Raw genomic sequence first — 1206 nt, 5'->3', positions numbered from 1 at the left:
TTGAAGTTCAGGCGGTTGCCGGCAGCGTCATAGCGGAATGCTTCGCCCTCGAAACGTTTTTCGGGGTTGTGCTCGAGCAGTCGGCCGTTAGCTTCGTATTCATAGCTGACTTCGCCGCGCAGCTTGTCGAGGGTGCGGCTCAGTTCGCCAGCCAAAAAAGAGTGTTACTGGACAAGCTGCGCTAGCTTGCATTATAAATGGCTAGTTTTTTAAAGTTAAACGTAGGTGGTTCTCCACTTTTCATTGTCTTGAAATTCCCGCTTCTGTATTTTGCATGCGTTATCGGTTATCGAGAAAGTCAGTCTGTATGTCTGGCTCAGTCCATGTTTTTTCTTATATATGACAGTTGCCTTCTTTTGTGAGGAAATTTCTAGCTTCACCGAGTTTTGCTCAAACTCATATTCAGGATGCGCGCTGCACACTAGATTTTCTAATCTGTCATAGTTTCTGCCTTTTCTAGTAACATGAGCAGAAAAAATTGCTAGTAATTCGGTATGAGCACGCTCATCTATGTCAGATGAATCGTTTTCCACATCCCTCATCGCTCTTTTGTGTTTGTAAAATCCAAGTTCCCAGTTGCACAATGCAGTTGAAAAATCACGAAATGATTTCTCTACAATTTCCTCGTTGAGAAATGTATCGCTTTTAGTTTTTGAACTCTGTTCCATCGATTAACTTCCCGTTACGGTAAAAGTCATAATAAATATCAGTGGGTCGCGTGCCGCCATTTGCATATTTAAAAGCGATTTCGATGTCAACTGGACCATTCGTCTTCACCTCGTTAGCAATAGTCCTTTCAAAGTCTCTGAATAAACCTCGGTTAACTTTTGATAACTGCGGAAACACCCCGTCCTTGCCTCCCGAGCCGCCTAGAAGCTTAGCGATTATGTGCCCAGCATCATCATTTGCATTACCAAGGCTTCTCGCCCAGCTTCGTGATGAAGCGTTTGTAGCAGTACCGCCTTTTTTGATGTCATCCTTGGTAATTGTGGCCGTCGCTCGCAACGGCTGTCCTGCAGGTCCTCGCGTAACACTCGCGTTGACGCACCAGCCTAACGGATCAACCCACCTATAAGGGTTAGGCGCATACAGGTAGAGATTATCCCCACCACTCAGCCCAATCGGATCTTGCGTTGCAAACCGCCCGATCTCCGGATCGTAATACCGAAATGTATTGTAGTGAAGCCCTGTCTCGACATCGAAATA

General features: G+C 45.7%; 2 protein-coding genes and 1 pseudogene. All 3 read right to left on the bottom strand.

Translation table 11 applies throughout. The features are described from left to right. Positions 1-152 (bottom strand): annotated as a pseudogene (locus tag ALO43_RS32140) (type IV secretion protein Rhs); the annotation flags it as partial. Positions 153-215: 63 nt separating this feature from the next. Further along, positions 216-668, bottom strand: coding sequence for an NTF2 fold immunity protein (locus ALO43_RS16130; RefSeq protein ID WP_024669136.1), 453 nt, complete (start codon positions 666-668; stop codon positions 216-218). Then, on the bottom strand, positions 646-1206 hold a 561-nt coding region (locus ALO43_RS16125; protein WP_053931801.1), incomplete at its 5' end, for an RHS repeat-associated core domain-containing protein. The genes ALO43_RS16130 and ALO43_RS16125, both read right to left, overlap by 23 nt.

This window comes from Pseudomonas tremae (genome assembly GCF_001401155.1).
GTDB classification, from domain to species: Bacteria; Pseudomonadota; Gammaproteobacteria; order Pseudomonadales; family Pseudomonadaceae; genus Aquipseudomonas; species Aquipseudomonas tremae.
Note: the sequence above shows the minus strand (reverse complement) of the source record. Positions and strands in the feature narration are given on the sequence as shown.

Excerpts from the sequence above, each read along its gene's own strand:
- ALO43_RS16130 (WP_024669136.1), bottom strand. The coding sequence starts at position 668 with ATGGAACAGAGTTCAAAAACTAAAAGCGATACATTTCTCAACGAGGAA.